Genomic DNA, 24,934 nt, shown 5'->3' with positions numbered 1-24,934 from the left:
CAGGGGGGACCCTGTGGGAGAGTAGGACGCCGCCGAACAATTCTTGTGGGGAAGCCCCGCACCGTTATGGTGCGGGGCTTTTCCGCGTTCCGGGCCGGGCACGGCTTCTAGGGTGGTGACATGCGCTATGAACTCGTCATCTTCGACAACGACGGTGTGCTCGTCGACAGCGAGCCCCTGTCCAACACCATCCTGGCCGGTTATCTGACGGAGCTCGGCCACCCCACCTCGTACGAGGACTCGCTGCGGGACTACATGGGGGGCGCCGTGCACCGCATACACGATCTGGTGCTGGAACGGACCGGGCAGCGGTTGCCGGAGGACTTCGACGCGACGTTCCACGCCCGCGTGTTCGCCGCGTTCGAGCGGCAGCTGGAAGCGGTCGCCGGAGTGACGGAGGTGCTGGGCAAGCTGGTGGCGGACGGGGTGCCGTACTGTGTCGCGTCGTCCGGGAGCCATGAGCGGATCCGGGTGGGGCACCGGAAGACCGGGCTGGACCTGTGGTTCGGGGACAGCAATGTGTTCAGCGCCCAGGACGTGGGGCGGGGCAAGCCGGCGCCCGACCTCTTCCTGTACGCGGCCGAGCGGATGGGGGTGGCCCCGGAGAGGTGCGTCGTGATCGAGGACAGCCCGCTCGGGGTGGAGTCGGCGCTGGCCGCGGGGATGGACGTGTACGGGTTCACGGCGATGACGTCCGCGGAGAAGCTGGCCGGCGCCCACGGGCACTTCGACGACATGGCGGCGTTGCCGGCGCTGCTGGCGTGACCGATCTGTCCAGGGGTGCACGGCGGCCCTACGCTGTGCCGCCATGACGGATGCGCGGTTGCGGCGTGGGCGGGGCTCGCTGGCGTTCTGCTTCTTCGTGCAGGGGGTGGCGTTCGCGCTGCTCGTGACGCGCATCCCCGCGGTCCAGGACCGCTACGGGATATCCGACGCCCTGCTGCCCGCCTTCCTGGCGGCCGTCCCGGTGCTCGCGGGTGCCGGGAGCGTCGCCACCGGGAGGCTGGTGCGGCGGGTCGCCCCGGGCACGGTGCTCCGGTGGGCGCAGCCGGTGGTGCTGCTGGCCCTGGTGGGCGTCGGGGCCGGGGACCGGCTGTGGCAGGCCGGGGTGGCGCTCGGCGTGTTCGGGCTGGCGGTCGGGGCGCTCGACGCGTCGATGAACATGCTGGGGGTCAGCCTCCAGCGGGCGTACGGGCGCAGCATCCTGCTCGGCTTCCACGCCGCGTACAGCCTGGGCGGGATCGTGGGGGCGTCCCTGGCATGGGCGGGGGCGCACTGGGACCTGGCGCTGCTCGTGTCGTACCTGCCGGTGGTCGTGGTGCTGCTGCCGGCTGCGCTGGTGGGGAGCCGGTGGTACGTGGACGGGGAGCGGGGGATCGGGCCGGTGGCGCGGAATGCCGCAGTGTCCCGTGCGCTGCTGCCGTTGTGCCTGGTCATGACGTTCGCGTACATCGGGGACTCGACGGTGTCGAACTGGAGCGCGAAGTACCTGACGGATGTCCTCGGGAGCTCGGAGGAGCTGGCGACCGTTCCGTACAACGCCTATATGGTCACGACCCTGTTGGGGCGGGCCGTGGGGGATTTCGGGGTGCGGCGCTTCGGGGCCGTGGCGGTGGTGCGGGGCGGGGCGGTGCTGGCGGCGGCCGGGTTCGGGGCCGTGGCCGTGGCGCCGGGGGTGTGGGCCGGTGTCGCCGGGTTCACGGTGCTGGGGCTGGGGCTCAGCGTGCTGGTGCCCCAGACGTTCGCGGCGGCGCGCGGGGACGAGGAGGTCGCACGGCTGAACGTCTTCAACTATGTGGGCTTCCTGATCGGGTCGCCCCTGGTGGGCGCGCTCGGCGATGCGTGGGGCTATCGCGGGGCGATGGTGGTGCCGTTGGTGTTGGTGCTGGTGACGCTGCGGTACGCCCGGTCGTTCGGCGTTGAACGGTACCGATACGGTGGCGGGCATGAGCGGCCGCACACTGTTGATGTGGGATGAGGCAGTAACTCGTTACGACTTCGGGCCCGGGCACCCGATGGATCCGGTGCGGCTCGCGCTGACCATGGGGCTGGTGCGGGCGTACGGCCTGGAGCGTGCCGTGGACGTGGTGGCGGCCAAGCCGGCCGGGGACTCGACGCTGCGGCTGGTGCACCGTGAGGACTACGTGGCGGCGGTGCGGGCCGCGTCGGCGGAGCCGAGGGCGGCGGACCAGGCGTACGGGCTGGGGACGATGGACGACCCGGCGTTCGCCGGGATGCACGAGGTCTCCGCGCTGATCGCGGGGCAGTCGGTGGGCGCGGCGGAGGCGGTGTGGCGGGGGGAGGCCGTGCACGCGGTGAACTTCGCCGGGGGCCTGCACCATGCGATGCCGGGCTCCGCTGCGGGTTTCTGCATCTACAACGACGCGTCGCTGGCGATCGCCCGGCTGCTGGAGCTGGGGGCGGAGCGGGTCGCGTACGTGGATGTGGACGTGCACCACGGGGACGGCGTGCAGGCGGCGTTCTGGGACGACCCCCGGGTGCTGACGGTCTCGCTGCACGAACACCCGCGGACGCTGTTCCCGGGCACCGGGTGGCCGGAGGAGACCGGCGGGACCGGTGAGGCGGCGGGCGGTGCGGTGAACGTGGCGCTGCCGGCCGGCACCGGGGACGCGGGGTGGCTGCGGGCGTTCCACGCGGTGGTGCCGGAGGTGCTGGCGGACTTCCGGCCCCAGGTGCTGGTGACGCAGCACGGGGCGGACACGCACTTCGAGGACCCCTTGGCGCATCTGGCGGTGTCGCTGGACGCGCAGCGTGCGGTGCAGGTGGCCTGTCACGACTTGGCGCACGCGTACGCCGACGGGCGGTGGGTCGCGCTGGGCGGCGGCGGTTACGCGGTCGTGGACGTGGTGCCGCGGTCGTGGACGCATCTGGTCGGGATCGCGGCCGGGGCGCCGGTCGAGCCGGAGTCGGTCATTCCGTCGTCGTGGCGGGACGAGGTGTACGCGCGGACGCGGCAGTTGGCGCCGGGGCGGATGACGGACGGGCGGTGGCCGGTGCAGTGGCGTGCGTGGGAGGAGGGGTACGACCCGGCGGACCGGCTGGACCAGGCGGTGCTGGCGGCGCGGCGGGCGGTGTTCCCGCTGCGGGGCTTGCTGGCGTAGCGCCGCGCCCCTGGGTCACCCCGCGCCCGATGGTCCGGCGGTCCGGCGGCGTGGGTTTTGCGCCGGACCGGCTGCATTACGCCAACTGTGCGGTGTGGCCGGGGTTCCGGTGCCCGCGGGTGCCCCGTGCGGGAGCATCGGGAGGGTGGTGAGTGCTGGTGCGCTGCGGGCGCATGTGGTGGCCGCGGGGCTGGCCGGGACGGTGGCCACCTCGCGGGAGGACAGTCTGCGGAGCTACCGGCTGTTCGCGGCCCGGGATCCGCGCGTGACGCTGGGGCTCGATCCCGACGGGGTCTGGAGCGAGCGCGATGTACTGCGGCTGATGGCCGACAGGTGCGGGGTCTCCGGTGATCCGGCATACCGGACCGGGTTCGACGTCATCGATCCGGAGCGGATGCTGAGGGCGCTCGACGCGTTCGCCGCGCGGCTCGGCGAGGTGGCCGCGCGGCGCGGAGCGGTGCTGTTCGGGACCGGGCATCCGCATCGTCTGCTGGGGTTCTACGCAGGGTTGGCAGACGCTTTGTCGGCGGCGGGCTGCACCGTTCTCACATCCCCGCAGGGGCGATGTGTCGACATAACGACCCGGTTCGGCGTACGCACGTACGTCGTGGACTACGTACGGGGAGTCGCCATGGTGCGGGAACCGGGAGCGGAGGGCGCCGGTTGTGAGACCGGCGCACATACGCATTCCCCCCTTCCCGTACGGGCCGTTCTGGAGGATCTGGCGGTGGCCGGCCGGCCGCTGCCGGAGTTGGTGGTGGGGGACCACGGATGGGTCTGCGGGGCAGGTCAGCTGGGGTTCGAGGCCATCGGGCTGGCCGATACGGACGACCCCGCGCTGTTCGTCGGGGAAGCGGAGGGGCGGGTGTCCGTCGCCGTGCCGGTGGATGACGGTGTGCGGTCCGCTTACTACCGGCCGATGACGCGCTATGTACTCAATCGGGCGTGTCTGTCACAGTAGGCGCCTGATCGCAGCTCCTCTTCCCCACTCGTATCACCCGCCCCTAGTCTGGTGAGTGAGCGCACCGCGACGAAGAGTCACCGGAGGGGAAGCCGGTGGGCGTCGTGTGCGGAAGGTACAGGTGGGTCATGGCTGCTGCTGGCGAGAGGCCTCTCAACGAGGTCAAGTTCCTGACCGTGGCGGAAGTCGCCGCGGTGATGCGAGTGTCGAAGATGACCGTGTACCGCTTGGTGCACAGCGGTCATCTGCCGGCCATCCGGGTGGGCAGGTCGTTCCGGGTGCCGGAGCAAGCGGTTCACGAGTACCTCCGAGAGTCTTTCGTGGGGGTGGAGACCGCGTAGCGGGGCGCGGGCAGGTCCCACGCACCCCTCGGATTACAAGCACGTCGCTCGGGCGGGTAGGCTAGGCCGACGTAGGTCGTGTGGGCCCAGACGCCCCGCACCGAGATCCCCCGCTGATGCGGGGGTGTTCCGAGAAGTGAGCGAGGGTAGTCGTGGGCTCTGTTATCAAGAAGCGGCGCAAGCGGATGGCCAAGAAGAAGCACCGCAAGCTGCTCAAGCGCACCCGCGTGCAGCGTCGCAACAAGAAGTAAGCGTCGGCTGTACGTGAGGCATTCGCGGCCCTCCCACCGGTTCCGGTGGGAGGGCCGCGGTGTTTGCGGGGCCGGCCCGGAGGAGTGCGGCGGCGTGCCGGCCGGGGGTGCCGTCGCCCGCCGGAGGTGCGGCGGTCATCACACCGCAGCGGCGAACCGCTACGGTGGCGCAGAGGCGAGGACAGGACCGAACGGAAGGCGCTGATCTTGGGGAAGGTCGTGCTCGTCACCGGGGTGGCCCGGCAGCTCGGCGGCCGTTTCGTGCGGCGCATCCAGAAGGACCCCGAGGTGGAGCGGGTCATCGGCGTGGACGCCGTGGCCCCCGCGCACCAGCTGGGTACGGCGGAGTTCGTCCGCGCGGACATCCGGCAGCCCGCCATCGGGCGCGTACTGGCCGAGTACGGGGTCGACACCGTCGTCCACCTGGACGTGACGGGCCAGGCGCTGGGGTCGGGTGGCCGGACGGCCGTCAAGGAGACCAACGTCATCGGCACGATGCAGCTGCTCGGCGCGTGCCAGAAGTCGCCGACGATCCGCCGGCTGGTGGTGAAGTCCAGTACGAGCGTGTACGGCTCCGCGCCGCGCGACCCCGCGGTCTTCACCGAGACGACGCCGCCGAAGTCGCTGCCCAGCGGTGGCTTCGCCAAGGACGTCGTCGAGGTCGAGGGGTACGTGCGCGGCTTCGCGCGGCGGCGGCCCGACGTGGCGGTGTGCGTGCTGCGCTTCGCGAACATCCTGGGACCCGGCGCGGATTCGCCGCTCGCCGAGTACTTCTCCCTCCAGGTCCTGCCCACGGTCCTCGGGTACGACCCCCGGCTGCAGTTCGTCCACGAGGACGACGTGGTCGACGTGCTGCGGATCGCCACCCACGAGCCGCGGCGGGGCACGCTGAACAGCGGCACGTTCAACATCGCCGGCGACGGCGTACTGACGCTGTCGCAGTGCTCGCGGCGGCTGGGCCGGCCGACGGTACCGGTGCTGCTGCCCGCCATCAGGTGGGTCGGCACGGCGCTGCGCACGGTCGGCGTGACGGACTTCTCGCCCGAGCAGATCCGGCTGCTGACGCACGGCAGGGTGGTCAGCACCGCGCAGATGCGCGAGACACTCGGGTTCGAACCGGGGTACACGACCGCGGAGACCTTCGCGGACTTCGCGCGCAGCCGGGGGGCGGGCCTGCTGCCGCCCGAGGCCCTGGCGGGGGCGGTCGACCGCATCGCCGCGTCGCCGCTCCTGGGCGGCGCGACGAACACGACTCACAGTGCCGGTCACGACGCCGGATAAGGAGCGCGAGCAACGATGGCGGACGCCAAGGTCATTCCGTTCGACGACGACCGGCCGCGCGCGGGTGCGGCCACGCCACGACCGGGGCGCCGGCGGCCCCCCCTGAGCGGTGGCACACGCCGGAAGGGCGAGGCCCCGGTGAGCCCGCTGCCGGGCCCTCAGGTGCCGCTGGAGGCGCCCGTGGACGCCCCGGGCGGTGCGGGTGGTGCGGACGGTACGGACGGCGCGCAGGCGGACGCGGGAGGCGGTGGCGGCTGGGAGCGCCGGATCGCGGGCGGGCTGGCGTTCCTGCGGCGGCGGATCACCGGTGAGTACGAGGTCGACGAGTTCGGGTACGACAAGGAGCTGACCGACCAGGTCCTGATGTCGCTGCTGCGGCCGCTGTACGAGAAGTACTTCCGCGTCGAGGTGAAGGGCGTGGAGAACATCCCGGCGCAGGGCGGGGCCCTGGTGGTGGCGAACCACTCGGGGGTGCTCCCGCTGGACGGTCTGATGATGCAGGTCGCCGTGCACGACAACCACCCCGCGGAGCGTCACCTGCGGCTGCTGGCGGCGGACTTGGTCTTCATGCTGCCGGTCGTCAACGAGCTGGCGCGGAAGGCCGGTCACACCCTTGCGTGCGCCGAGGACGCGGAACGGCTGCTGCGGCGCGGCGAGGTCGTCGGGGTGATGCCCGAGGGCTTCAAGGGCATCGGGAAGCCCTTCGGCGAGCGGTACAAGCTCCAGCGGTTCGGGCGGGGCGGGTTCGTGTCGACGGCGCTGCGCGCCGGGGTGCCGATCGTGCCGTGCTCGATCGTCGGCGCGGAGGAGATCTACCCGATGGTCGGCAACGCGAAGACGCTCGCGCGGGTGCTCGGTCTTCCGTACTTCCCGCTCACGCCGACGTTCCCGTGGCTGGGGCCGCTCGGGGCGGTGCCGCTGCCGACGAAGTGGACGATCCAGTTCGGTGAGCCGATCCCGACGGACGGCTATCCGCCGGAGGCGGCGGAGGACCCCATGCTGATGTTCAACCTGACGGACCAGGTGCGGGAGCAGATCCAGCACACGCTGTACAAGCTGCTCGTGCAGCGGAGGTCGGTCTTCTTCTAGGCGAGCGTGCGGCGCTGAGGCGCGCGGGGCGCGTTCGGCGCTTGCGGCGGGGATACGGACGTGGGGCGCCGGTCCGGTATATCCGGAACCGACGCCCCACGCTCGTGCCGTCGCGCGTCCTATCGCGCGTCCTCCTCGTCGATGCCGAGGCCCGGGAGGATGCCCGGCAGCAGCGGGGGGATCGTGACGTCGGGAGCCGGCGCCGGGGGCTGCTGGTCCGCGTCGGGCGGCGGTGTCGACGGGTCCGGCTCCAGGATGCCGCCGGTGTTGCCGCCGAGCAGTCCTTCGTCCTGAGCGGGGCCGGAACCCGAGGGGCCCGGCTTGCCGGTGCTGCCGGAGGGGCGGGCCTCCGGCGCGGACGGGGACTGGTGCGACGGGCTGCCCGAGCCGGTCGAGCGCTCGGGGCTGCCGGAGCCGGAGGGACGGTGGTGGTCCTTCTGCTCCGGGGCGCGCGGCAGCTTGGACTGCAGCGGGCCGACCTCTTCGTCTATGGCGTCGAAGACCGAGCTCACCTGGTCGCGCACATCGGTGAGTTGCGGCGGCAGCTGGTCGCGCAGGCCGTTCCACGCGTCGCGGTGGTTGCGGGCGAACGAGTCGAGTGTGGCCATCGGAGCGATGGTCCCGTCCCGTTCGTACGCGATGCGGAGCAGGCGGTGGCCTTCGGCGGCGTCGTGGTGCATGCCGTTGAGCGCGCGGCGGATCTCGCTCAGCGACTCGTGGTCGAGGACGCCGGAGCGGCCGCGTTCCATGAGCCGGCGGGCCTCGCTGAGCCGGGTGGACGCCTGGTCCAGGTAGATCCCGCCGCGGTCGGCCTCGTCGTCGGCCAGACCCAGCTTGAGGTCTTCCATGCCACGCTTCAGCCCGTACAGCGAATCACCGGGAAGGGCGTCGGAACTGGCAGCGGCCACCCCGCTGAACGCCCCCGCGGCCACGCCGACCGTGAGGCCGCCGGCCGCGAGGCCCTTCGACCAGCGGGAGCGCGGACGCAATTTCCGGAGCGTGGTGGCCCGGTGGGCTCCCCGTCCGGTCGACGTCCGTTGCTCCGGCACCGTAGGGCCCGCGGACGCACCCTCCTCCGCCATCATCGCTTCCATGGCGGCGACGAGCTGCGCTCGCTGCACGACCTTCACTTCGGGGTCCAACTCCGGCTTCGGCAGCTCGCCGAGATCGCTCGCCAGGGCCAACAGCCGACCCCGCTCGGTCGGTCCGACCGACGCGTCGGGCTGTTCGGCCGCCTGATCTTCCAGGGCCTGGGCGAAGGCGTTCGCCCGCCGGTGCGCCGATACGTTCGCGATCACTGGCGGCACCTCCTCTCGTCATCACGGTCGACTCCCCGGAAGGTCGGGAAGGTTGCACACCTTGAGCACATCCACCCGAACGAGTGAGTGGGAGCGGTCAGGGTGTGACCATAGGGAGCCTGCATCCCGCACAACGAGTGTCGCGGCACCTGGGTTACGCACGAAAGATGATCCGACCAGCGCGTCATCGAGGCATCACCGACGGTGGTCCCCGGTCACCGCGCGTCGTCGGGGAGCAGGCGGGCGAGGGTGCGGACCGCCCGGTACTGGAGGGTCTTGATCGCGCCTTCGTTCTTGCCCATCACGCGCGCGGTCTCGGCGACCGAGAGGCCCTGCAGGAAGCGCAGGGTGACGCACTCCTGCTGCTGCGGGTTCAGTTTGCGGACGGCCTCCAGGAGGGCGGCGTTGGAGAGGGACTCCAGCACCGAGTCCTCCGGGCTGCGCTCGACCTCGTTGGCGTCGAGCATTTCACCTGTGGTCACTTCGAGCCTGAAGCGGCTCGACTTGAAGTGGTCCGCGACCAGGTTGCGAGCGATCGTGACCAGCCAGGCACCGAAATCGCGCCCCTGCCAGGTGAACGTGGAGATGCGGCGCAGGGCGCGCAGGAACGTCTCGCTGGTGAGATCCTCGGCGGTCGCCTTCCCGCCGACGCGGTAGTAGATGTAGCGGTACACGGTGTCGCTGTACTGGTCGTACAGGCGGCCGAAGGCCTCGGCCTCGCCGGCCTGGGCGCGCTCGACCAGGTCCATCATGCGCGCGCTGTCGCTGTCGGCGGTGGGGCGGCGGGCGGTGGTCGAGGTGCCCGCTCCGGTGCGGCCGCTCCGTCTTCCGACGGCGGCACCGCCGTCGGCGAGGGCATAGCAGGGACCGGCGGGTGCCGGTGCGGCGAAGGCGGGGACGGCGTACGCGGTGGGGACGAAGCCGCGCAGGTGGTCGAGGACCGTTGCGCGGAGCGTAGCCAGGCCCGAGGCGTCAACCCCGACGTGTGGGTACACGGGACTCCCAGAGGCAGAGCTTCCATCACGTGCAGTGCGGAACCTTTCACCCGTCGTAGCGACGTGCGAGGGCCCCGTATTGCGTCTGAGGAGAATAACGCTTCGTGCAGGGAGCGCTACACCGAGTTGCTCAAATCATCGATTCAGTCGTTTCTGTTACCGCTACGCGGCTGATCAAGTATCACTTGGTGACCGTTAATTGATCGGATTACTTCGAAATGTGGTGGGGTGCGGGATCTGTTGTGGCCGAGTGCGTCGCCGGGGGACTGGGCTGCGTTTCGCCGGGGTAAGACCCTGGTTTGGCCGTGACCCGGCCGCGGTCCGCGGCGGCGGAAGAGGGCGTGCGGGGGCCGGAGCGGGCCCGCCGTACGGGGCACACGGCGGGCTGCCCGGGTGGGTGAGCCCGAGGGGCGGCGGGCCGGTGGGGGAAGGTGGCGGCGGGGGGAGGTCAGCGGCGGCGGCGGTGGAGGGCCACCGCGGCGGCCGTGCCGCCCGCCAGGGCGCCGACGCCCGCGGCCGCCGGGATGCCGACCTTCGCGGCCTTGCGGCCCGTGCGGTAGTCCCGCAGCCGCCACTCCCGCTCGCGCGCGTACCTGCGCAGCTTGCTGTCCGGGTTGATGGCGTACGGGTGGCCGACCAGCGAGAGCATCGGGATGTCGTTGTGCGAGTCGCTGTACGCCGCGCAGCGCGACAGGTCCAGGCCCTCGGCGGCGGCCAGGGCGCGTACGGCCTCGGCCTTGGCCGGGCCGTGCAGGGGCTCGCCGACCAGCCTGCCGGTGTAGACGCCGTCCACCGACTCGGCGACCGTGCCCAGTGCGCCCGTGAGGCCGAGGCGGCGGGCGATGATGGTGGCGGTCTCGACGGGGGCGGCGGTGACGAGCCAGACCTTCTGGCCGGCGTCCAGGTGCGCCTGGGCCAGGGCCCGGGTGCCGGGCCAGATGCGGTCGGCCATGTACTCGTCGTAGATCTCCTCGCCGATGGTCATCAGCTCGGAGACACGGTGGCCCTGCACGATCGACAGCGCGCTCTCGCGCGCGTCCTGCATGTGCTCCGGGTCCTCGACCCCGGCGAGCCGGAACCAGGCCTGCTGCCAGGCGAAGCGGGCCAGCTCCCGGCGCTGGAAGAACTTGCGCTTGTAGAGGCCGCGGCCGAAGTGGAAGAGCGCGGCGCCCTGCATGACGGTGTTGTCGAGGTCGAAGAAGGCGGCAGCGCGCTCGTCCCCGGGGACGGGGAAGGGCTGCGACGTTTTCCGGGCGGCCTCGGCCGACGCTTCGCCGGCGAGCACACTGCGCGCGGTGGCGGAGCGCTTGCGGGGGGTGAGCCATGCCAGTGCGGCCATGGCGTGAGCATAGCCACTGTGTTCGGTGCTTCCCGACTTGTGGTGACGCCATGGCGTGAACTGTCGGCGTCGGCTCTGTGAAGGGGGCGCGAGAATGGGTGCATGTTCGGACGTTCGAAGAAGAGGCCCGGCCCGCCCACGGTGACGCTCATCGGGAAGCCCGGCTGTCACCTCTGTGACGACGCGCGCGCGGTGATCGAGCAGGTATGCGCGGAGACGGGTGCGGTGTGGGAGGAGAAGGACATCCTCCAGGACGAGGAGCTGCACCGCGCCTACTGGGAGCAGATCCCGGTGGTGCTGGTGGACGGGGAGCAGCACACCTTCTGGAAGGTCGACGCCGGGCGGCTGCGGCGGGAGCTCGAGCGGCGGGGGTGACCGGAAAGGGCGGTTACCATCATGTGCGTTTTGTTTGGTTTCGGGGGCGGAGTCGTGAGGAGTGTGGACGGTTTTGCCCCCTTCGTTGTCCCCACGGTGTGACGCCGCCCCCGGTTCCCGTGCGGCGCGTTCGGTTTGCGTGACCCCGGTCACTTTGGCCGGACAAATAGGACACCATCTTTGTGCACGCGTTCACAAAGACATAGCCTGCTGTCGACGGGGCGGCCTCGGTACGTCTGGCCGCCTGCAGCCCCGCTCATCCCGCAGGAGCACCGTGGCAACTGGCCGAACACACCGACCGGCGACCCGTAGCCGAGGAATCCCCGAGGCCACCGTCGCCAGGCTTCCGCTGTATCTGCGGGCGCTGACCGCACTGTCGGAGCGCTCCGTCCCGACGGTCTCCTCCGAGGAGCTCGCGGCGGCGGCGGGGGTCAATTCCGCGAAGCTGCGCAAGGACTTCTCCTACCTCGGGTCGTACGGGACGCGCGGCGTCGGGTACGACGTCGAGTACCTCGTCTACCAGATCTCGCGCGAGCTCGGGCTGACCCAGGACTGGCCGATCGTCATGGTCGGTATCGGTAACCTCGGCGCCGCCCTCGCCAATTACGGCGGGTTCGCCTCCCGTGGCTTCCGCGTCGCCGCGCTGATCGACGCCGACCCCGCCATGGTGGGCAAGCCCGTGGCGGGCATCGCCGTGCAGCACATCGACGATCTGGAGAAGATCGTCGACGAGAACGGCGTGTCCATCGGTGTGATCGCCACCCCCGCAGGCGCCGCCCAGCAGGTCTGCGACCGGCTCGTCGCGGCCGGCGTCACCTCCATCCTGAACTTCGCGCCGACCGTGCTGTCCGTGCCCGACGGCGTGGACGTGCGCAAGGTCGACCTGTCGATCGAGCTGCAGATCCTCGCCTTCCACGAGCAGCGCAAGGCGGGCGAGGAGTCGGACGCCGCGGCCGTCGTGGCGCCGTCGCCCGTGGCCTCCGGTGCGGCCGGCACCGCGCTGCGCGACGCCGCCCCGGCCGGCGGCCGTAAGGGACCTGACGGGGACATGCCCGCCGTGATGCCGGCATGAGCCTCCTCGTCGTCGGCCTCAGCCACCGCAGCGCCCCCGTGAGCGTGCTGGAGCGGGCCGCCCTCGACGCCGACACGCAGGGCAAGCTGCTGCAGGACACCCTCGCGGCCGAGCCGGCCGTCGAGGCCGCGGTCCTGGCCACCTGCAACCGCATCGAGCTGTACGCCGACGTGGACAAGTTCCACGCGGGCGTCGCCGAGCTGTCCACGCTGCTGGCGCAGCACAGCGGGGTCGGGCTGGAGGAGCTCACCCCGTACCTCTACGTGCACTACGAGGACCGGGCCGTCCACCACCTCTTCTCGGTGGCGTGCGGGCTGGACTCCATGGTCGTCGGCGAGGGCCAGATCCTCGGCCAGATCAAGGACGCCCTCGCGCGCGGCCAGGAGCTGCACACCGCCGGACGGCTGCTGAACGACCTGTTCCAGCAGGCGCTGCGGGTCGGCAAGCGGGCGCACAGCGAGACCGGCATCGACCGGGCCGGCCAGTCCCTGGTCACCTTCGGCCTGGAGCAGCTGGCCGTCGGCACCGGGGTCGACACCTGGGCCAAGGGCAAGCGCGCGCTGGTCATCGGCGCCGGTTCCATGTCGTCGCTGGCCGCCGCCACGCTCGCGCGGGCCGGCGTCGACGAGGTCGTCATCGCCAACCGGACGATGGAGCGCGCCGAGCGGCTCGTACAGATCCTCACCGAGCCCGGCGGCACGGGCGTGGCCGCCCGCGCGGTCGAGATGGCCGGTGTCGGCGTCGAGCTGACACGTGCCGACGTGGTCGTCTCCTGCACCGGCGCCACCGGGCTGGTGCTCACCGGCGCCGCCGTCGAGACGGCGATGGCCGGGCGCACGGCGCCGCTGGCGCTGCTCGACCTGGCCATGCCCCGCGACATCGACGCCGCCGTGCACCGGCTCGTCAACGTCCGGCTCGTCGACATCGAGTCGCTCGCCGAGGCGTCCGCCGACGCCCCGATGGCCGCCGACGTCGACCAGGTGCGCGGCATCGTCGCCGACGAGGTGGCCGCCTTCGGCGCCGCCCAGCGTGCCGCGCACATCACCCCCACCGTGGTCGCCCTGCGCACCATGGCCGCGGACGTGGTCGCCGGTGAGATGGCGCGGCTGGAGGGGCGGCTCCCCGGTCTCGACGAGAAGCAGCGCGCCGAGATCACCCAGACCGTGCGGCGCGTGGTGGACAAGCTGCTCCACGCGCCCACCGTGCGGGTCAAGCAGCTGGCCAGCGAGCCCGGCGGCGCCGGCTACGCGGACGCGCTGCGCACACTCTTCGACCTCGACCCGGGGACGGTCGCCTCCGTCAGCCGGGCCGACGTGAACGACGCCGATCACAAGAACCGAGGGCGAGTATGACCACCGAGAGGGCATTGAGGCTGGGGACCAGGCGCAGCAAGCTCGCCATGGCCCAGTCCGGGCAGGTCGCGGAGGCGGTGCGACAGCTGACCGGGCGGAAGGTGGAGCTCGTGGAGATCACCACGTACGGCGACACCTCCCGCGAGAACCTGGCGCAGATCGGCGGTACCGGCGTCTTCGTCACGGCGCTGCGCGACGCGCTGCTCGCGGGCGAGGTCGACTTCGCGGTGCACTCGCTCAAGGACCTGCCGACCGCGCAGCCCCACGACCTGGTGCTCGCGGCGATCCCGCGGCGCGAGGACCCGCGCGACGTGCTGGTCGCCCGGGACGGGCTGCGGTTCGAGGAGCTTCCGGCCGGAGCCCGCGTGGGCACCGGTTCGCCGCGGCGCATGGCGCAGCTCAACGCGTACGCGCGCAGCCACGGCCTGGAGATCGAATGCGTGGCGATCCGGGGGAACGTCGACACGCGCATCGGCTACGTGCGGAGCGGGGAGCTGGACGCGGTGGTACTCGCCGCGGCCGGTCTGAACCGCATCGGGCGTGGCGACGAAGTGACCGACCACCTGTCGGTCGACACGGTCCTGCCCGCGCCCGGTCAGGGGGCGCTGGCGATCGAGTGCACGGCGGCGAACACCGACCTCGCCGCCGCGCTCGCCGAGCTCGACGACCCGCACACGCGGGCCGCCGTGACCGCCGAGCGGTCCCTGCTCGCCGCCCTGGAGGCCGGCTGTTCCGCACCCGTGGGTGCGCTGGCCGACCTGCTGGCCGATGGGCAGGTTGTTCATGAGATGCGCCTGCGGGGCGTCGTCGGCACGACCGACGGCACCACGCTGGTGCAGTTGTCCACCACCGGTCCCGTACCCACGTCGCACGGCGACGCTGTCGCGCTCGGTCGCGAACTCGCGTCCGAGATGCTCGCCAAGGGTGCGGCCGGTCTTATGGGGGAGCGAGCACTTTGAGCCCCACCACTGCATCCAAGGTTTCCTCGGCGTTCTCCGCGTGCGGTCACGTCACCTTCCTGGGCGCCGGACCCGGGGATCCGGGGCTGCTGACACTGCGCGCCGTCGAGGCGCTGGCGGGCGCTGACGTACTCATCGCCGAGCCGGATGTGCTCGATGTCGTACGCGGCCATGCCCGGGCGGGCGTGAGCACGCCTGAGCTGGCGGTTGTTGACGACGCGTCAATGCCCGCCGGGGTCCCCGTGTTGAGGGATGCGTCCAATCTTGTCATGGAGGCCGCGCGGGGCGGCAAGCGGGTCGTCCGTGCGGTGAGCGGCGACCCCGGGCTCGACGGCAACGCGGGAGCCGAGATGCTCGCCTGCGCCGCCGAGGGCATCCCCTTCGAGGTCGTGCCGGGCGTGGCCACCGCGGTGGGCGTGCCGGCGTACGCCGGAGTGCCGCTGCGCGACGCCCAGGGCGCCGACGTGCGCTTCGTCGACGCCCGGACCGCGAGCGAGCGGTGCTGGACGGAGGTGGGGTCGAGCGACGGGACGGTGGTCGTGTCGACGTCGCTCGACGCGGTCGCCGCGGCGGCCGGTGAACTGGTGGCGGCGGGCCGTAAGCCGGACACCCCCATGACCGTGACCGTGGCCGGGACGACGACCCGGCAGCGGACGTGGACCGCGACGCTCGGCACCATCGCCCAGGTCCTGAAGCAGGCGAAGGTGCTGCCGTCCCCGGACGGCCACCAGCCGGTCATAGCCGTGGTCGGTGAGCGCAGCGCCGCCGCCCAGCGCGACCAGCTCGCGTGGTTCGAGTCCAAGCCGCTGTTCGGCTGGAAGGTCCTCGTCCCGCGCACCAAGGAGCAGGCGGCGTCGCTCTCCGACCAGCTCAGGTCCTACGGTGCCGTGCCCAGCGAGGTGCCGACCATCGCGGTCGAACCGCCGCGCACGCCGCAGCAGATGGAGCGCGCGGTCAAGGGGCTCGTCACCGGCCGGTACGAGTGGATCGCCTTCACCTCGGTCAACGCGGTCAAGGCGGTGCGGGAGAAGTTCGAGGAGTACGGGCTCGACGCGCGTGCCTTCGCCGGGATCAAGGTCGCGGCGGTGGGCGAGCAGACGGCGAACGCGCTGGTGGAGTTCGGCGTGAAGCCGGACCTCGTGCCCAGCGGCGAGCAGTCGGCCGCGGGCCTGCTGGAGGACTGGCCGCCGTACGATCCGGTCTTCGACCCGATCGACCGCGTCTTCCTGCCGCGCGCCGACATCGCGACCGAGACGCTGGTCGCGGGTCTGATCGAGCTCGGCTGGGAGGTCGACGACGTGACCGCGTACCGGACCGTGCGCGCTTCGCCGCCGCCGGCCGAGACGCGCGAGGCGATCAAGGGCGGCGGTTTCGACGCCGTGCTGTTCACGTCGTCGTCGACCGTGCGGAACCTGGTCGGCATCGCCGGCAAGCCGCACAACGTGACGGTGATCGCCTGCATCGGCCCCGCCACCGCGAAGACCGCGGAGGAGCACGGGCTGCGGGTGGACGTCCTGGCGCCGGAGCCCTCGGTGCACAAGCTGGCGGAGGCGCTCGCGGAGTTCGGCGTACGGCGCCGGCAAGCGGCGCTGGAGGCCGGCGACCCGGTCACACGGCCGAGCGAGCGGCGGCCGGGGGCGCGGCGACGGCGTACGACGACCTGACGTTCCCAGGGCCTCCGAGGGGGGGGGGGGGGGGGGGGGGGGGGGGGGGGGGGGCGCCCCGCGCGCCCCGCGCGCCCCCCCCCCCCCCCCCCCCCCCCCCCCCCCCCCCCCCCCTCTGCCGTGTCGTCAGTGCCCGCGAGACGTACGGCCGGCCTCGCCCCCTGCCGGTGAACGCGGCACCGAAGCCCGGACCTTCAGGCTCCGGTGTTCCGTGCGCCGGTGCGGCGGGCGGTCAAAGACCAAAGAACCCTGGGAAAGAACCTTCCAAACCAACCAAACCCCGCGCACGTCACTCACTGGAGTGAATCCGCCCAACCTCGCTGGCGCGGGGGCGTTCGGTCGGGCAGCCTCGCCCTGACAACCGCAGACATGCGACGGCCCCCGCCGGGACTGGCATCCCAGTGCGAGGGCCTGACCACCGAGGAAGAGAACCAGGTCTTCCCCCATGGCTGAGAAGAAGCCTAGCGCCGCCGTGCGCCCCCGACCCCGTGTTCCCGCAAGCGCCACCCGCGCCGGTGTCACCCACATCAGGGAACACCAGCCGGAGCGGTACACGGTCATCGGCAACCACCTGGCCCAGCTCCTCGTGGACCTGCGCCGCACCGACGACCGGCTCACCCTCTCCGGACGGGACGTGCGGCGCCACGGGCGCCGGGGAGGCCCGGCCCCACCCGTTCCAGACGTGCGACACATGCGACCGGGCGTTCCGCTCCCCGGAGCCGGGACGCTGCCGTGACTGCCGTCCGCCATCGGCGTCGGCGGCCTGAGCCGGGCCCGCCGAAGCGGCGACGCGCGCTCCGGCAGGCTGTCGGCAAGAGCACGAGCGGGGCGGGCGTAGCGTGGGCGTATGACTTCGTACGGATCCTTCCCCGGTGCGCGGCCGCGGCGGCTGCGGACGACTCCCGTGATGCGGCGGATGGTCGCGGAGACCCGTCTGCACCCCGCCGACCTGATCCTCCCCGCCTTCGTGCGCGAGGGCGTGAGCGAGCCGGTGCCGATCGCCGCGATGCCGGGGGTCGTGCAGCACACGCGGGACACGCTGCGGAAGGCCGCCGTGGAGGCGGCCGCGGCCGGAGTCTCCGGGATCATGCTCTTCGGCGTGCCGGAGGAGTCGAAGAAGGACGCGCTCGGCACGGCCGGCACCGACCCGGACGGCATCCTCCAGGTCGCCATCCGCGATGTGCGCGCCGAGGTCGGCGACGACCTGGTGATCATGTCCGACCTGTGTCTCGACGAGTACACGGACCACGGGCACTGCGGGGTGCTGGACGCCGAGGGGCGTGTCGACAACGACGCCACCCTGGAGCGGTACGCCGAGATGGCGCAGGTCCAGGCGGACGCCGGCGTCCACGTGGTCGGACCCAGCGGCATGATGGACGGTCAGGTCGGTGTCGTCCGGGACGCGCTGGACACCATCGGCAAGGAGGACGTCGCCATCCTCGCCTACACGGCCAAGTACTCCTCCGCCTTCTACGGGCCCTTCCGGGAGGCCGTCGGCTCGTCCCTGCGCGGCGACCGCAAGACCTACCAGCAGGATCCGGCGAACCTCCGCGAGTCGATGCGCGAGCTGGCGCTGGACCTGGAGGAGGGCGCCGACATGGTGATGGTCAAGCCCGCCGGTCCCTACCTCGACGTGCTGGCGAAGGTCGCCGAGGCGGTGGACGTGCCGGTCGCCGCGTACCAGATCAGCGGTGAGTACGCGATGATCGAGGCGGCGGCGGAGAAGGGCTGGATCGACCGGGACAAGGCGATCCTGGAGACCCTCACCGGCATCCGGCGCGCGGGCGCGAAGATGATCCTGACGTACTGGGCGACCGAGGCCGCGCAGCGGTTCATCCGCTAGGGCCTCCTCCGGACGGGCCCGGTGAGTCGATCCCGGGCAGGTCGGCGAGGGCCTTGCCGTGGCGGTCGTACAGGGTGACGCCGTGGCCGGTGCCGGCCGCGGCGGGTGTCGTGGCGTACCAGGCGCCCCAGCCGGGCTCGCCGGGGAGTTTCACGAGGTCGGCGGTGGTGGTCCTGCCCGCCGCGTCGGTGAGCACGACGCGGCCCGCGGCCCTGGTCCCGTAGTAGACGCCGGAGTGGAACAGCCCGTCGGTGCTGCCCTCGGTCTGGTGGCTGAGGCCCGGCTGGGCCATGTCCAGGTTGCCGTCGACGACGCTGCGGAAGTTCTCGCCGCCGTCGCCGGTGGACCAGTGCTTGCCCTCGGGGGTGAGCCACAGCTCCACTCCGGGGGCGGCCTTCACACGCTCGCCCGCGGCCACCACCCTTGGCGGGGCGGGGCTCGTGGACGGTGTCCGGGGCCGGGACGGCGCCGGCGACGGGCTCGCCGTCGGGGACGCGGGCGTCACCACGGACCCTTCCCCCTCCGGCGCGAGCAGCGGGTGCAGGACGAGGGCGAGGGAGGCCACCAGCAGCCCGCAGCAGACCGCCAGACCCGCCGCGCGGCGGCGCACGCGAGCCCGGCCCGCGCGTACGACGGCGGCGAGGGGCACCGGGCCGGGCGTGATGCCGTCGGCCGCGTCCGCGAACGCGCCGCGCAGCCGGCGGGCTTCCTCGGGACGGGCCGTGGCTCCCTCGGGGCCCGGGGCCGCGGACCAAGCTTCGGATTCGGGGATCATCGCTTCGCTCCGGAGGAGGCGTGGGGCCGGCCGCCGGTGAAGGCGGCGTGGGCGCGCAGGGCCTCCAGCGCGCGCCGGGCGTGGGTCTTGACGGTGCCGACGGAGCAGTTCAGTACGCCGGCGATGTCCTGCTCGTTCAGGTTCTCCCAGTAGCGCAGGACCATCACGGCGCGCTGGCGGGCGGACAGGGTCCCCAGCGCCTCCCACAGGACGGTGTGCAGTTCCACGGCGTCGGCGTGGCCCGCGTGGGAGTGGTGCGCCGTCTCGGGCAGGAACGGCATCAGCAGGTGCGCGACGCGTCTCCTGCGCAACCGGCTCAGGTTGTTGTTCACCAGGGCGCGGCGCACGTACGCGTCGACCTCGTCGCGGGGCACCGACCGCCAGCGCCCGTACACCTTGGCCAGCGTGGTCTGCACCAGGTCCTCGGCCTCGTGGAAGTCGCCGGTGAGCAGGTGGGCCGTGCGGACCAGACGGGGCCAGGCCGCGGTGGCGAACTCGGCGAAGTCGGAGGTGTTCTCGTGCGGCACGGTGACGGTCCTCGCGGTCGGCGGCGGGATGGCGGCAGGGCCCGCCCCGTGCCGGGCCCTGCCGCGCATGCGGATCGGATCGACGCAGGTCAGCGGTCGAAGCCGGGCAGCTCCGCGAGGACCCTGCCGTGGCGGTCGTACAGGGTGACGCCGTGGCCGTCGCCCGCTGCGGCGGGCGTGGTGGCGTACCAGGCGCCCCAGCCGGGCTTGCCGGGGAGCTCCACGAGCTTGGCGGTGGTGGTCCCGCCCGCCGCGTCGGTGAGCACGACGCGGGCGGCGGCCTTGGTTCCGTACCAGACGCCGGAGTGGAACAGCCGCTTGGCCGTGCCCTCGGTCTGGTGGCTGACGCCCGGCGCGGACATGTCCAGGTTGCCGTCGACGACGCTGCGGAAGTTCTCGCCGCCGTCGCCGGTGGACCAGTGCTTGCCCTCGGGGGTGAGCCACAGCTCCACTCCGGGGGCGGCCTTGACGCGCTCGCCCGGGGCGACCACGCGCACGGGAGAGGCATGGGTCTTCGCGGTGGTCTTTCCGGCGGTCGCGGGGGCCTTCACGGTGGCCGGCTGCGCCGGTGCGGCCGCGACGGTCGCACCCGGCGCGGGCACCGGCTCCGGGGAGGCGGTCGCGAACGCCGCGGTCGGCAGGGCGGCGGGGACCGCCACCAGCGCGGCGGTCACGGACACCGCCAGCGCGTACTTCTTCATCCTGGTCATGGATGCGGGTCTCCTTGCGATCAGCAGCGTGGACATGACGGAGCGGCGCCTCTCCACTCCCCAGAACTCCCGCTGGTGCAACTCCGGATGACACCGCGTCCGGATCAGTCCCACCAGAACGTCCACTGGTGGCGGTTCAGCACCTCCTCGGCGGCGTACTCGCGCAGGGAGTCGTAGTCCTGCCACACGGCGTCGGGGCAGAACGCGTAGTGCTCGGCGGCCAGCGCGAGCGCGTCGTCCGGGGTGCGGGGCGGCGCCGCGACGGACACGACGAGCAGGTCCGGGCCCAGCCCCACCAGCCGTATGCCGAACCGCTCCTCCCAGGAGCGCAGGACGGCCGACAGCCGGACCGCGTCGGTGTGCTCGGAGGCGCCGCCCCAGCCGAGCACGGCCAGGATGTCGGCGCTGCGGCGGGCCGGGACGAGCGCGCCGCGGGCCTCCTTCAGCCACTCGTCGCCCTCGGCCAGTTCGGCGGCCACGCGGGCGGCCACGGCATCCGGGTCCGCGCCGGGCGGGCCGGCCGGCGCGAGGCCCGGCCACACGCGCGTGAAGGGCTCGATCAGCGCGTCGGCGGCCTCGCCGTCCTCGTCGTCGTCCTCCTCCTGGACCTCCACCCACAGCTCGGCCAGTATCGCGGCGGCGTCGTGGTCGTCCGGGTCGTCCACCTGGCTCGGGTGGAGGGAGTGGGGTTCGGCGAGCAGCAGCGGCTGCAACCCGGCCGCCTCGCGCGCGGGCATCAGACGGCTCCACGTGCCGGACGTGGCGTGCTCGTCCGCGTACCAGTAGGACGGCTGGACGCGTACGGTGCCGGGCGGCAGTTCCAGGCCCAGGGCGTTCGGATTGATGACCATGCGACCGACCATAGGACGCGCCACTGACAACGCGCTCACGCCGCGGCTCCGGCCGGTCCCCGGCGGATCGCGGGCTGACATCCCCGGCGGGTTTCCGGCCGATCTCCGGTCGGCGGTCCGGCAGTTGGGGGCGGCCGCCGTACGCCGTTCCGTGCCCCGGAGACGGCCGGGCCCCCGTCGCACGGCGGGTGCGGCGGGGGCCCGGACTCGGGGTGACGCGGGGTCAGAGGCGCTCGGGGGTACGGATGCCGAGCAGCGCCATGCCCCGGTGCAGGGTGCGGGCGGTCAGGTCGACGAGGAAGAGCCGGTTCTCCACGACCTCCGGCGCGTTCTCGTCGCTGATCACCTGGCACTGGTCGTAGAACGTCGTCAGGTGCGAAGCCAGCTGGTACAGGTACGCGGCCAGCTTGTGCGGCTCGTACGAGGAGGCGACCTCGGCGAGGACCTCGCCGAACTGGTCCAGGTGCAGGCCCAGCGCGCGCTCGGCCGGGGCCAGCGGCAGCTCCGGGTGCGCGGCCGGCTTCGCGTCGCCCGCCTTGCGCAGGATCGACTGGATACGGGCGTACGCGTACTGGAGGTACACGGAGGTGTCGCCGTTGAGCGACACCATCTGGTCCAGGTCGAACTTGTAGTCGCGGGACGCGGAGGTGGACAGGTCGGCGTACTTCACGGCGCCGATGCCGACGTACCGGCCGTTCTCGACGATCTCCTGCTCGCTCAGGCCGACCTTCCCGGCCTTCTCGCGGACCACGGCGGTGGCCCGGTCGATCGCCTCGTCCAGCAGGTCGACCAGCCGGACCGTCTCGCCCTCACGGGTCTTGAACGGCTTGCCGTCCTTGCCCAGGACCGTGCCGAAGGCCAGCTGGTACGCGTGCACCCGGTCGTTCAGCCAGCCGGCGCGGCGGGCCGTCTCGAAGACCATCTTGAAGTGCAGCGACTGGCGCGCGTCCACCACGTACACCAGCGAGTCGGCACCGAGCTTCTGCACGCGGTCGCGGATCGCGGAGAGGTCGGTGGCGGCGTATCCGTACCCGCCGTTGGACTTCTTCACGATCAGCGGGACAGGGTTGCCGTCCGGGCCCTTCACGTCGTCGAAGAACACGCACAGGGCGCCCTCGGAGCGCACGGCGACGCCGGACTCCTCCAGCAGGCGGCACGTCTCGTCGAGCATGTCGTTGTAGCCCGACTCGCCCACCACGTCCGGGTCGGCGATCTCCATGTCGAGCTTGTCGAAGACCGAGTAGAAGTAGATCTTCGACTCGTCGACGAACCGCTGCCACAGCGCGAGGGTCTCCTCGTCGCCGGACTGGAGGGCCACCACGCGGTCGCGGGAGCGGGCCTTGAACTCCTCGTCGGAGTCGAACAGTGCACGGGCCGCCTTGTACAGCCGGTTGAGGTTGGACATCGCCTCCTCGCCGGAGACGTCCGCGTCCTTGTGGTCCAGCTCGTGCGGGTGCTCGATCAGGTACTGGATGAGCATGCCGAACTGGGTGCCCCAGTCGCCGATGTGGTGGCGGCGCACGACCTTCTCGCCCGCGAACTCGAGGATCTTGACCACGGCGTCACCGATGACGGCGGAGCGCAGGTGGCCGACGTGCATCTCCTTCGCCACGTTCGGCTGGGCGTAGTCGACGACCGTCGTGCCGGGGCGGTCCTTGTACGGGACGCCGAGGCGCTCGTCGGCGGCGCGGGCCGCGAGGGTCGTGGTGATCGCCTCGTCGGTGATGGTGATGTTGAGGAAGCCGGGGCCGGAGACCTCGATGTCCCCGATGAGGTCGTTCGCCGGGATGGCGTCGACGACCTTGCCGGCCAGCTCGCGCGGGTTGCCCTTGAGCCGCTTGGCCAGGGCGAGGATGCCGTTGGCCTGGAAGTCCGCCCGGTCGCTTCGTCGCAGCAGCGGGTCGGCGGAGCCGGCCTCCGGCAGGGCTGCCGAGAGGGCGTCCGCGAGGCGCTGCTGCACGGTCGAAGCGAGGGAAGGGACCGAGGCCATGAGCTTCCGTTCCTGTCGTGGTGGTGAATGGGTATTCCGGTTGTCAAGTGTCCCACGGGTCCGCAAGCTCTTTGCCGGGTGCGGCGTGGCCTGTGGACAACCCGAACCGGTGGAACCGCCGGACCTGTGGACAACCCCGGACCGGGTGGATCCGTCTGGGAGAATGGCTTACGCCAAGCCTTCGAGAACCCCGAGCAACCAAGGACGTGCCGATCGTGGCTCAGAGCAGCACCGAGACCGACTGGGTCTCCCGTTTCGCGGACGAGGTCATCGCCGAGTCGGAGCGACGTGCGCCTGGCAAACCGGTCGTCGTCGCCTCGGGCCTGTCGCCGTCCGGCCCCATCCACCTGGGCAACCTCCGCGAGGTCATGACCCCGCACCTGGTCGCCGACGAGATCCGGCGGCGCGGCCACGAGGTCCGCCACCTGATCTCCTGGGACGACTACGACCGGTACCGCAAGGTGCCGGCCGGTGTCCCGGGCGTCGACGACACCTGGGCCGAGCACATCGGCAAGCCGCTGACGTCGGTCCCCGCGCCGGCCGGGTCCCCGCACCCGAACTGGGCCGAGCACTTCAAGGCCGCGATGGTCGCGTCGCTCGCCGAGCTGGGCGTCGAGTTCGACGGCATCAGCCAGACCCAGCAGTACACGGCGGGCGCGTACCGCGAGCAGATCCTGCACGCGATGAAGCACCGCGGCGCGATCGACGCGATCCTGGACCGCTACCGGACCAAGGACAAGGCGACCGGCCAGCCCAAGAAGCAGGTCAAGCAGCAGCAGAAGCCGGTCGACGAGGCGGAGCTGGAGGCCGCCGAGGGCTCCGGCGCGGCGAGCGAGGACGACGGCTCCGGCGGCGCCGGCGGCTACTTCCCGTACAAGCCGTACTGCGCGCGGTGCGAGCGCGACCTGACCACGGTCACGGCGTACGACGACGAGTCGACCGAGCTCGCGTACACCTGCGTGTGCGGTTTCTCCGAGACGGTGAAGCTCAGCGAGTTCAACCGCGGCAAGCTGGTCTGGAAGGTCGACTGGCCGATGCGGTGGGCGTACGAAGGCGTGATCTTCGAGCCCAGCGGTGTCGACCACTCCTCGCCCGGCTCGTCCTTCGTGGTCGGCGGGCAGATCGTGCGCGAGATCTTCGACGGGGTCCAGCCCATCGGTCCGATGTACGCGTTCGTCGGCATCTCCGGCATGGCGAAGATGTCCTCCTCCAAGGGAGGCGTCCCGACCCCGGCCGACGCCCTGAAGATCATGGAGGCGCCGCTGCTGCGCTGGCTGTACGCGCGCCGCAAGCCCAACCAGTCCTTCAAGATCGCCTTCGACCAGGAGATCCAGCGGCTCTACGACGAGTGGGACAAGCTGGAGGCCAAGGTCGCCGACGGCACCGTGCTGCCCGCGGACGCCGCCGCCCACTCCCGGGCGGTGCGCACCGCGGCCGGTGAGCTGCCGCGCACCCCGCGCCCCCTGCCGTACCGGACGCTCGCCTCGGTGGCCGACATCACCGCCGGGCACGACGAGCAGACGCTGCGCATCCTCAGCGAGCTGGACCCGGAGCGGCCGCTGGCCTCGCTCGACGAGGTCCGGCCGCGGCTGGACCGCGCCGAGAACTGGATCTCCACCCAGGTCCCGGCCGACCAGCGCACCATCGTCCGCACCGAGCCGGACACCGAGCTGCTCGGCTCCCTGGACGACGAGGGCCGCGAGTCGCTCCGGCTGCTGCTGGAGGGCCTCGACAGCCACTGGTCGCTGGACGGGCTGACCACGCTCGTCTACGGCGTGCCGAAGGTGATGGCGGGTCTCGAACCGGAGGCGAAGCCGACGCCCGAGCTCAAGGTGGCCCAGCGGAACTTCTTCGCGCTGCTGTACCGGCTGCTGGTGAGCCGGGACACCGGCCCGCGCCTGCCCACGCTGCTGCTGGCCGTGGGCGCGGACCGGGTGCGCAAGCTGCTCGCCGCGTAGGCGTCCGGCGCGCTCGGCGCCCGCGGTGCCCGGTGTCCGCGGTGCTCCGCGTCCGCGGGCCCGGCTCGGGCGCTGCTCGGCGTCCCGGGCGCATCGACCAGGAGGGCTCTCACCTTGGGGTGGGGGCCCTCCGGCGTGTGCTGCACCCTTCGGATGACCGCGTGTTCCGCCCCGGGCACGA

Annotated in this window: 24 protein-coding genes; 16 read left to right on the top strand and 8 right to left on the bottom strand. The window is 72.2% G+C overall.

The genetic code is table 11. From position 1 onward, the window contains the following. Positions 1-120 precede the first annotated feature (120 nt). The 8 genes from ACIA79_RS30180 to ACIA79_RS30145 all read left to right on the top strand — a co-directional run bounded on the left by ACIA79_RS30180 (position 121) and on the right by ACIA79_RS30145 (position 7,045). Entirely contained in the window at positions 121-765 is a 645-nt protein-coding gene (locus ACIA79_RS30180) for an HAD family hydrolase (protein WP_399431561.1), read from the top strand. 43 nt (positions 766-808) lie between these two features. Next, a complete protein-coding gene (locus ACIA79_RS30175; RefSeq protein ID WP_399431560.1) occupies positions 809-1,978 on the top strand; it encodes an MFS transporter in 1,170 nt (389 codons plus the stop codon). Continuing rightward, complete coding sequence (locus ACIA79_RS30170) at positions 1,947-3,122, top strand: acetoin utilization protein AcuC (RefSeq protein ID WP_399431559.1); 1,176 nt, start codon at positions 1,947-1,949, stop codon at positions 3,120-3,122. Before ACIA79_RS30175 ends, ACIA79_RS30170 begins: the two co-directional genes overlap by 32 nt. Positions 3,123-3,267: 145 nt before the next feature. After that, the gene (locus ACIA79_RS30165) at positions 3,268-4,083 is read left to right on the top strand and encodes a phosphatase (protein ID WP_399431558.1); all 816 of its coding nucleotides are present in this window, start codon (positions 3,268-3,270) and stop codon (positions 4,081-4,083) included. Positions 4,084-4,211: 128 nt separating this feature from the next. After that, entirely contained in the window at positions 4,212-4,424 is a 213-nt protein-coding gene (locus ACIA79_RS30160; protein ID WP_160159783.1) for a helix-turn-helix domain-containing protein, read from the top strand. Between the two features lie 152 nt (positions 4,425-4,576). Beyond that, positions 4,577-4,675, top strand: coding sequence for a 30S ribosomal protein bS22 (locus ACIA79_RS30155; protein WP_003948845.1), 99 nt, complete (start codon positions 4,577-4,579; stop codon positions 4,673-4,675). Positions 4,676-4,882: 207 nt separating this feature from the next. Next, complete coding sequence (locus tag ACIA79_RS30150) at positions 4,883-5,956, top strand: NAD-dependent epimerase/dehydratase family protein (RefSeq protein WP_399431557.1); 1,074 nt, start codon at positions 4,883-4,885, stop codon at positions 5,954-5,956. A 15-nt stretch (positions 5,957-5,971) separates the two neighbouring features. After that, entirely contained in the window at positions 5,972-7,045 is a 1,074-nt protein-coding gene (locus ACIA79_RS30145; protein ID WP_399431556.1) for a lysophospholipid acyltransferase family protein, read from the top strand. Between the two features lie 119 nt (positions 7,046-7,164). Here the strand turns inward: ACIA79_RS30145 and ACIA79_RS30140 are convergent, their stop codons facing one another. The 3 genes from ACIA79_RS30140 to ACIA79_RS30130 form a co-directional block, all read right to left on the bottom strand. Then, entirely contained in the window at positions 7,165-8,343 is a 1,179-nt protein-coding gene (locus ACIA79_RS30140) for a DUF5667 domain-containing protein (protein ID WP_399431555.1), read from the bottom strand. Positions 8,344-8,558: 215 nt separating this feature from the next. Continuing rightward, positions 8,559-9,338, bottom strand: a complete 780-nt coding sequence (locus ACIA79_RS30135) for an ECF subfamily RNA polymerase sigma factor, BldN family (RefSeq protein WP_399431554.1) — start codon at positions 9,336-9,338, stop codon at positions 8,559-8,561. A gap of 448 nt (positions 9,339-9,786) precedes the next feature. Next, on the bottom strand, positions 9,787-10,677 hold the full coding sequence (locus tag ACIA79_RS30130) for an HAD family hydrolase (protein WP_399431553.1): 891 nt from the start codon (positions 10,675-10,677) through the stop codon (positions 9,787-9,789). 102 nt (positions 10,678-10,779) lie between these two features. Here ACIA79_RS30130 and ACIA79_RS30125 point away from each other — a divergent pair, with 102 nt between their 5' ends. The 7 genes from ACIA79_RS30125 to hemB all read left to right on the top strand — a co-directional run bounded on the left by ACIA79_RS30125 (position 10,780) and on the right by hemB (position 17,942). Continuing rightward, the gene (locus ACIA79_RS30125; protein WP_399431552.1) at positions 10,780-11,052 is read left to right on the top strand and encodes a glutaredoxin family protein; all 273 of its coding nucleotides are present in this window, start codon (positions 10,780-10,782) and stop codon (positions 11,050-11,052) included. 274 nt (positions 11,053-11,326) lie between these two features. Continuing rightward, on the top strand, positions 11,327-12,124 hold the full coding sequence (locus ACIA79_RS30120) for a redox-sensing transcriptional repressor Rex (protein WP_399431551.1): 798 nt from the start codon (positions 11,327-11,329) through the stop codon (positions 12,122-12,124). After that, positions 12,121-13,476 carry a glutamyl-tRNA reductase gene (locus ACIA79_RS30115; RefSeq protein ID WP_399431550.1) on the top strand — a complete coding sequence of 452 codons (1,356 nt, stop codon included), beginning with the start codon at positions 12,121-12,123 and terminating at the stop codon, positions 13,474-13,476. Before ACIA79_RS30120 ends, ACIA79_RS30115 begins: the two co-directional genes overlap by 4 nt. Next, complete coding sequence (gene hemC / locus ACIA79_RS30110; protein WP_399431549.1) at positions 13,473-14,435, top strand: hydroxymethylbilane synthase; 963 nt, start codon at positions 13,473-13,475, stop codon at positions 14,433-14,435. Before ACIA79_RS30115 ends, hemC begins: the two co-directional genes overlap by 4 nt. Then, positions 14,432-16,099, top strand: a complete 1,668-nt coding sequence (locus tag ACIA79_RS30105) for a uroporphyrinogen-III synthase (protein ID WP_399431548.1) — start codon at positions 14,432-14,434, stop codon at positions 16,097-16,099. Before hemC ends, ACIA79_RS30105 begins: the two co-directional genes overlap by 4 nt. A gap of 445 nt (positions 16,100-16,544) precedes the next feature. Beyond that, entirely contained in the window at positions 16,545-16,835 is a 291-nt protein-coding gene (locus ACIA79_RS30100; protein ID WP_399431547.1) for a hypothetical protein, read from the top strand. 111 nt (positions 16,836-16,946) lie between these two features. Further along, positions 16,947-17,942, top strand: a complete 996-nt coding sequence (gene hemB / locus ACIA79_RS30095) for a porphobilinogen synthase (RefSeq protein ID WP_399431546.1) — start codon at positions 16,947-16,949, stop codon at positions 17,940-17,942. Here hemB and ACIA79_RS30090 read toward each other — a convergent pair. The 5 genes from ACIA79_RS30090 to argS form a co-directional block, all read right to left on the bottom strand. Continuing rightward, positions 17,932-18,717: a hypothetical protein gene (locus tag ACIA79_RS30090; protein WP_399431545.1), complete on the bottom strand. Its 786-nt coding sequence runs from the start codon at positions 18,715-18,717 to the stop codon at positions 17,932-17,934. The two genes, hemB and ACIA79_RS30090, sit on opposite strands and share 11 nt — an antisense overlap. Next, positions 18,714-19,244, bottom strand: a complete 531-nt coding sequence (locus ACIA79_RS30085) for a SigE family RNA polymerase sigma factor (protein WP_399431544.1) — start codon at positions 19,242-19,244, stop codon at positions 18,714-18,716. The genes ACIA79_RS30090 and ACIA79_RS30085 overlap by 4 nt, the downstream gene beginning before the upstream one ends. A gap of 89 nt (positions 19,245-19,333) precedes the next feature. Next, positions 19,334-19,954: a hypothetical protein gene (locus tag ACIA79_RS30080; protein WP_399431543.1), complete on the bottom strand. Its 621-nt coding sequence runs from the start codon at positions 19,952-19,954 to the stop codon at positions 19,334-19,336. A gap of 104 nt (positions 19,955-20,058) precedes the next feature. Then, positions 20,059-20,805, bottom strand: a complete 747-nt coding sequence (locus ACIA79_RS30075) for a DUF4253 domain-containing protein (protein ID WP_399431542.1) — start codon at positions 20,803-20,805, stop codon at positions 20,059-20,061. 223 nt (positions 20,806-21,028) lie between these two features. After that, on the bottom strand, positions 21,029-22,795 hold the full coding sequence (gene argS / locus ACIA79_RS30070; protein ID WP_399431541.1) for an arginine--tRNA ligase: 1,767 nt from the start codon (positions 22,793-22,795) through the stop codon (positions 21,029-21,031). A gap of 206 nt (positions 22,796-23,001) precedes the next feature. Here argS and lysS point away from each other — a divergent pair, with 206 nt between their 5' ends. Further along, a complete protein-coding gene (lysS, locus tag ACIA79_RS30065; RefSeq protein ID WP_399431540.1) occupies positions 23,002-24,753 on the top strand; it encodes a lysine--tRNA ligase in 1,752 nt (583 codons plus the stop codon). Positions 24,754-24,934 lie beyond the last annotated feature (181 nt).

The sequence above is a fragment of the Streptomyces sp. NPDC051310 genome, assembly GCF_044455245.1.
Taxonomy (GTDB): domain Bacteria; phylum Actinomycetota; class Actinomycetes; order Streptomycetales; family Streptomycetaceae; genus Streptomyces.
Note: the sequence above shows the minus strand (reverse complement) of the source record. Positions and strands in the feature narration are given on the sequence as shown.

Coding starts and splice junctions, on each gene's coding strand:
- ACIA79_RS30175 (WP_399431560.1), top strand. CDS start 809: ATGACGGATGCGCGGTTGCGGCGTGGGCGGGGCTCGCTGGCGTTCTGC.
- ACIA79_RS30180 (WP_399431561.1), top strand. CDS start 121: ATGCGCTATGAACTCGTCATCTTCGACAACGACGGTGTGCTCGTCGAC.
- ACIA79_RS30075 (WP_399431542.1), bottom strand. CDS start 20,805: ATGGTCATCAATCCGAACGCCCTGGGCCTGGAACTGCCGCCCGGCACC.
- ACIA79_RS30170 (WP_399431559.1), top strand. CDS start 1,947: ATGAGCGGCCGCACACTGTTGATGTGGGATGAGGCAGTAACTCGTTAC.
- ACIA79_RS30115 (WP_399431550.1), top strand. CDS start 12,121: ATGAGCCTCCTCGTCGTCGGCCTCAGCCACCGCAGCGCCCCCGTGAGC.
- ACIA79_RS30090 (WP_399431545.1), bottom strand. CDS start 18,717: ATGATCCCCGAATCCGAAGCTTGGTCCGCGGCCCCGGGCCCCGAGGGA.
- hemB (WP_399431546.1), top strand. CDS start 16,947: ATGACTTCGTACGGATCCTTCCCCGGTGCGCGGCCGCGGCGGCTGCGG.
- ACIA79_RS30160 (WP_160159783.1), top strand. CDS start 4,212: ATGGCTGCTGCTGGCGAGAGGCCTCTCAACGAGGTCAAGTTCCTGACC.
- ACIA79_RS30100 (WP_399431547.1), top strand. CDS start 16,545: ATGGCTGAGAAGAAGCCTAGCGCCGCCGTGCGCCCCCGACCCCGTGTT.
- hemC (WP_399431549.1), top strand. CDS start 13,473: ATGACCACCGAGAGGGCATTGAGGCTGGGGACCAGGCGCAGCAAGCTC.
- ACIA79_RS30145 (WP_399431556.1), top strand. CDS start 5,972: ATGGCGGACGCCAAGGTCATTCCGTTCGACGACGACCGGCCGCGCGCG.
- argS (WP_399431541.1), bottom strand. CDS start 22,795: ATGGCCTCGGTCCCTTCCCTCGCTTCGACCGTGCAGCAGCGCCTCGCG.
- ACIA79_RS30130 (WP_399431553.1), bottom strand. CDS start 10,677: ATGGCCGCACTGGCATGGCTCACCCCCCGCAAGCGCTCCGCCACCGCG.
- ACIA79_RS30080 (WP_399431543.1), bottom strand. CDS start 19,954: ATGACCAGGATGAAGAAGTACGCGCTGGCGGTGTCCGTGACCGCCGCG.
- ACIA79_RS30125 (WP_399431552.1), top strand. CDS start 10,780: ATGTTCGGACGTTCGAAGAAGAGGCCCGGCCCGCCCACGGTGACGCTC.